This window comes from Streptomyces sp. RP5T, from assembly GCF_003933965.1.
GTDB lineage: Bacteria > Actinomycetota > Actinomycetes > Streptomycetales > Streptomycetaceae > Streptomyces.
This window is the reverse complement of sequence record NZ_RSAJ01000605.1, coordinates 1-4872: the sequence shown is the minus strand read 5'-3', so window position 1 is coordinate 4872 and position 4872 is coordinate 1. Positions and strand designations below refer to the sequence as shown.

Here is a 4872-nt window from a genome sequence, read left to right as displayed (position 1 = left end):
ACCACGCGGACCGCACCCGGCCCCGCTGAGCCCTACCACCGCACCGGCAGGCTCCGCACACCCCTGATCAGCATTCCCGGCAGCCACTCCCCCGTGGGGCCGTCGAGGGTGAGGGCGGGGGCCCGGCCCAGGAGGCTCCGGATCGCCGTGCCTGCCTCCAGGCGGGCCAGCGGGGCGCCCAGGCAGTAGTGGATGCCGTGGCCGAAGGCGAGGTGGCCGCGGGAGTCGCGGCGGATGTCGAAGCGGTCCGGGGCCGGGTAGCGGGAGGCGTCGCGGTCGGCCGCGCTCAGGCAGATCATCACGGGGTCGCCCTCGGCGATGGCCCGGCCCGCTATCTCCAGGGGCTCGGCCGCGTACCGGAACGTCGCGTTCTCCACCGGGCCCTCATAGCGCAGCGTCTCCTCGACCGCCCCGTCGACGAGGCTCATGTCGGCGCGGAGGGCGGCGAGCTGGTCCGGGTGGGTGAGCAGGGCGTGCACGGCGTTGGTGATCAGGTTGACCGTCGTGGCCCGCGATCAGCAGCAGGAAGGCCATGCCGCGCAGTTCCGACGGGGAGAGCCGGTCGCCGTCGGAGGCGGTGGTGCGGATGAGGTCGCCGAGGAGGTCGTCGCTCGGTCCGGCGCACCGCTTGTCCTCGATGAGCTCCTCGAGGTACTCGCCGAGGCGCAGGACGGCGTCGTACGAACTCTCCGGGCTGGTGGGTGCCACGACCTCCGTGGACAGTTTGCGGAACTCGGTGCGGTCCATCTCGGGGACGCCGAGGAGCTCGCAGATCACGGTGATCGGCAGCGGGTAGGCGAGGGACCGCACGAGGTCGGCTCGGCCGTGCGGCAGCATCGCGTCGAGGAGGTCGTCGGTGATCTCCTGGACCCTGGGCCGCAGCCGCTCGACCCGGCGCATGGTGAAGGCACGGGAGACCAGGCCGCGCAGCCTCGTGTGCTCGGGCGGGTCGGTGTTCAGCGGATGGCGGCCGATCAGCGCCTCGTCGTCGAAGGTCATGCCCACCCGGCGGCCGTCCTTGGACAGTCTCGGATCGGCGAGGGCCGCGCGCGCCTCCTCGTGTCCGACGACGAGCCAGGTCGCGTAGCCGGCGTCGGAGCCGGGCGGGCGCACCCGGTGCACCGGGCCCAGCGCGCGCAACTGGGCGTACACGGGGTGCGGGTCGGCGCGGAACGCGTCCCCGTACTCCCCGAGATCGATCACTGCGTCGGTCATGCACTCCCCCTTCACACCGTCAACGTCCGGTGACCGCGCCTAGTGCCCGTCCGGATCGGGTTCCGCGGACTGCTCCAGCAGCCCGGCGTCGTACGCCAACAACGCGATCTGCACCCGGTTGTTGAGGTCGAGCTTGGCCAGGGCGCGGGAGACGTGCGTCTTGACGGTGGCGACGCTCATGTAGAGGGCGGCGGCGATCTCGGCGTTGGACAGGCCCTGCCCGACGGCGACGGCGACCTCGCGTTCGCGGTCGTTGAGGGCGGTGACGCGCTCACGCGCGCGTGCCCGTCGGGTGTCGGCGGGGCTGCCGGCCGCGTGGTCCATCAGCTGGCGGGTGACCGCGGGTGACAGGACCGGGTCGCCGGCCGCGACCCGGCGTACGGCGGCGAGGATCTCGGCGGGCGGGGTGTCCTTGAGGACGAACCCGGCGGCGCCGGCGCGCAGCGCGCGCAGGACCTGCTCGTCGGCGTGGAAGGTGGTCAGGACGACGACCTGCGGGGCGTCGGGGCGGGCGCGCAGCCGCTCCGTGGCCGTGAGGCCGTCCACGGCCGGCATCCTGATGTCCATGAGGACGACGTCCGGGCGGGTCCGGTCGACGGCGGCCCCGACCTCGGTGCCGTCGGCCGCCTCCCCGACGATCTCGATGTCGTCGGCCCCGCCCAGCATCAGGGACAGACCGGCCCGCACCAGGGGATCGTCGTCGACGAGGAGCAGTCTGATCGCTGTCATGGGCCCTACGTAATCACGCGGAGGCGCACGGCAATCACCCTTGCGGGCGGGCGAGTTGCACCGCCGGCGGCAGCGGGTGCCGTCATCCCCACGGCAGCCACGCCCGGACCCCGAACGCCCCGTCCCGCTCCACCCCGTGGTCGAGGCGGCCCCCGGTGAGCGTGGCGCGCTCGGTGAGGCCGATCAGCCCCTGGCCCGAGCCGGGGACGTGCGGCACCGGGCCTTCGGGCGGAGGGTTGCGGACGGCCACGGTCAGGCCCTCGCCCGGGCCGCCTGTGACGGTGACCGTGACCTCCGTGCCGGGGGCGTGCTTGCGGGCGTTGGTGAGGCTCTCCTGGGCGATGCGGTAGGCGGTGCGGCCCACGGAGGCGGGCACGGCGGCGGGGTCGGAGACCCGGCTGTCGAGGAGGACCTTCATGCCGGCCTCACGGGACTCGGCGACCAGGGTGTCGAGCGCGGCGAGGGTCGGCTGGGGGCGGCCCGTGTCGTCGTGGTCCGAGTCCGCGGCCCGCAGCACGCCGATGATCTCCCGCAGGTCCTGGAGGGCCTCGTGCGCGCTCTCCCGGATGACGCCGGCCGCGCGCGCGACCTCCTCCCGGGGCGCGTCCGGCCGGAACTCCAGGGCGCCGGCGTGGACGCTGAGCAGGGTCAGGCGATGCGCGAGGACGTCGTGCATCTCGCGCGCGATGGCCTCGCGGGCGAGCCGCTGCGCCTGCTCGGCCCGCAGCCGCGCCTCGGTCTCGGCGCGCCGGGCACGGTCGCGCAGGCTGACCATGAGCTGCCGTTTGGCCCGCACGAGAAGGCCCCAGCCGACGACGGCGGCGATCAGCACCACGGCGAGGACGACGCAGACGAGGTACGGCAGGTCCGCGTCGGGCCGCAGCCGGTAGGTGAGGGGGACGGTGGCGATGTTGGCGCCGGCCACCCAGGCGACGTACCGGAAGGGGCGGTGCACGGCGAGGGTGAAGACGGCGATCATGCAGGCGCCGCCAGCGGTGTCCGAGAGCAGGCTGAGCGGGATCGTGGCCAGGGCGAGGCCGAGCGGCCAACGGCGGCGCAGCCATACGGCCGCGCAGGCGAGCGCGCCGAGCAGTTGGTCGAGCTCGGCCGCGGTGCGCGAGACATGCGGGTTGTCGCCCACGGCGTCCGCGGCGATCAGGCCGATGGCGACGGCCAGGAGGAAGCAGGAGAAGTCGACGAGCCAGTCACGCGCGGTGCGCCGGGGACGCCGTCCGGGCCGGGTGTCGGCGGGCTCGAACTCGTGGAGCACGGCGGACGGCAGCAGCCAGCGCCGGCCGGACAGGACCGGGGGCTCGGGAAGCCTCTCGTCAGCGCTCACGGTCGACAAATCTACGCACTGGGGACCGGGCGCACCTCCCCGTGACCGGGATCGGCGACCAAAGTCGCGGCAGCGCAGACTTTCGGCGCGGGTGCGTCGGCGAGTCCGATGCTTCGGTGGCTCGGGCCTCGCCCCGCGGCCGATGACCGTGGGGGGTCCGCGGGGCGAGGCTCCGTCCATGAAGCAACTGCTGGAACTGCTCGGTGTCCTCGCCCTGGTGCAGGGCGGGGCGGGTCTGCTGCACGAGTTCACCGGCTGGCACATCGGCCTCGTCCAGCGGATCGGCTTCCTCGACGGCTACGGGATCTACGCGAGCATCGCCCTGATCGTGCTGGCGTTCGCGCTGTTCGCCGCCGCGGAGAGCCGGGGTCCGGGCTGAGCGCGGGCCGGGACCGGCCACGCCGTCCCCCGGCCCGCAACGGCCGCAGAGGCCGCGAGGAACCTCGACGGCCCGGTCAGCAGCCGTAGTCGACCAGGTTGAACGTGGCGTAGTGGTCCGCCGTGTAGTAGTCCTCCTGGCTCTTCTCCCCGGTGACGATCCGGCGCGCCCCGCGCGTGGAGGAGCCCGGCGTGATCACCGTGTACTCGTGGTAGTAGCCGGTCGACCGGCTCGGCAGGACGCCTTCGCGGTTCTGGAAGACGCTCCCGTCCTGCGAGTAGGGGTAGGGGCCGCCCTGTTCGATCAGGTCCAGGGTGTCGTACGCCTGGGAGGGCAGCCTGGAGTAGCAGATGCTGCCGACGGCGGCCGCTGCCGGTGTGGCGGTGGTGACGGTGCCGCCGACGAGGAGGGCGGACAGGACGGCAGCCGTGGCGCCGATGCGAGTGATCCGTGGGGGGAATCTCATGACCTCATGATGACGCGCGTAGACAGTGGCATGTCAATGACAACTCCGGAGATTTTCCCGTCAAGTCCGATCAGTTTTCGGGAAGTTAACCTGCCGACCGGCGTCTTCACGAACGGGCGGCAGGCGGGCCGAGGTACGTGTCCGTTCGCCGCCAGCGGGTCACGGAGCGGGCCGGTGGGATGGGTGTCATGACAACGACTCACGGAACTCTGCACGGCAAGGCAGCGCTCGTCACCGGCGGCAGCCGGGGCATCGGTGCGGCCACGGCGGTACGGCTGGCGCGGGAGGGCGCGGACGTGGCCGTGACGTACGTGGACGGCAAGGAGGCCGCCGCGGACGTCGTACGGCGGATCGAGGCGCTGGGGCGGCGGGGCGTGGCCCTGCGGGCGGACTCCGCGGACGCGGAGGAGGCCGCGGGGGCGGTGCCGCGAACAGCGGAGGCGCTCGGAGGGCTGGACGTCCTGGTGAACAACGCGGGCGTGGGGGTGCTCGGTCCGCTGGACGAGCTGTCCCTCGCACAGGTCGACCGGGTGCTGGCCGTCAACGTGCGCGGGGTGTTCCTGGCCTCCCGGGCGGCGGCCGCCCTGATGCGGGACGGCGGGCGGATCATCACGATCGGCAGCTGTATGACCCAGCGGGTGCCCGGCCCCGGCGGGACCCTGTACACGACGAGCAAGTCGGCGCTGATCGGGCTGACGCGGGCCCTCGCGCGTGAGCTGGGGCCGCGGGGCATCACGGCGAACA

5 protein-coding genes and 1 pseudogene are annotated in these 4872 nt (G+C 73.4%); 2 read left to right on the top strand and 4 right to left on the bottom strand.

The window, feature by feature from the left end:
• Positions 1-32: 32 nt before the first annotated feature.
• From EHS43_RS37435 to EHS43_RS37425, 3 genes and pseudogenes are all read right to left on the bottom strand, one after another.
• Positions 33-1215: pseudogene (locus EHS43_RS37435) on the bottom strand (cytochrome P450).
• A gap of 39 nt (positions 1216-1254) precedes the next feature.
• Positions 1255-1944, bottom strand: a complete 690-nt coding sequence (locus EHS43_RS37430) for a response regulator transcription factor (protein ID WP_125195078.1) — start codon at positions 1942-1944, stop codon at positions 1255-1257.
• Between the two features lie 82 nt (positions 1945-2026).
• Complete coding sequence (locus EHS43_RS37425; RefSeq protein ID WP_125195077.1) at positions 2027-3292, bottom strand: sensor histidine kinase; 1266 nt, start codon at positions 3290-3292, stop codon at positions 2027-2029.
• A 169-nt stretch (positions 3293-3461) separates the two neighbouring features.
• On the opposite strand from EHS43_RS37425, the gene EHS43_RS37420 reads away from it, so the two are divergent.
• Entirely contained in the window at positions 3462-3662 is a 201-nt protein-coding gene (locus EHS43_RS37420; RefSeq protein WP_125195076.1) for a hypothetical protein, read from the top strand.
• Between the two features lie 76 nt (positions 3663-3738).
• Here the strand turns inward: EHS43_RS37420 and EHS43_RS37415 are convergent, their stop codons facing one another.
• Positions 3739-4128, bottom strand: coding sequence for a ribonuclease domain-containing protein (locus EHS43_RS37415; protein ID WP_125195075.1), 390 nt, complete (start codon positions 4126-4128; stop codon positions 3739-3741).
• 179 nt (positions 4129-4307) lie between these two features.
• On the opposite strand from EHS43_RS37415, the gene EHS43_RS37410 reads away from it, so the two are divergent.
• On the top strand, positions 4308-4872 hold a 565-nt coding region (locus EHS43_RS37410; protein ID WP_185806580.1), incomplete at its 3' end, for an SDR family NAD(P)-dependent oxidoreductase.

Bases quoted from the DNA above. Each gene is read 5' to 3' on its own strand.
- EHS43_RS37430 (WP_125195078.1), bottom strand. From the start codon at position 1,944: ATGACAGCGATCAGACTGCTCCTCGTCGACGACGATCCCCTGGTGCGG.
- EHS43_RS37420 (WP_125195076.1), top strand. From the start codon at position 3,462: ATGAAGCAACTGCTGGAACTGCTCGGTGTCCTCGCCCTGGTGCAGGGC.
- EHS43_RS37415 (WP_125195075.1), bottom strand. From the start codon at position 4,128: ATGAGATTCCCCCCACGGATCACTCGCATCGGCGCCACGGCTGCCGTC.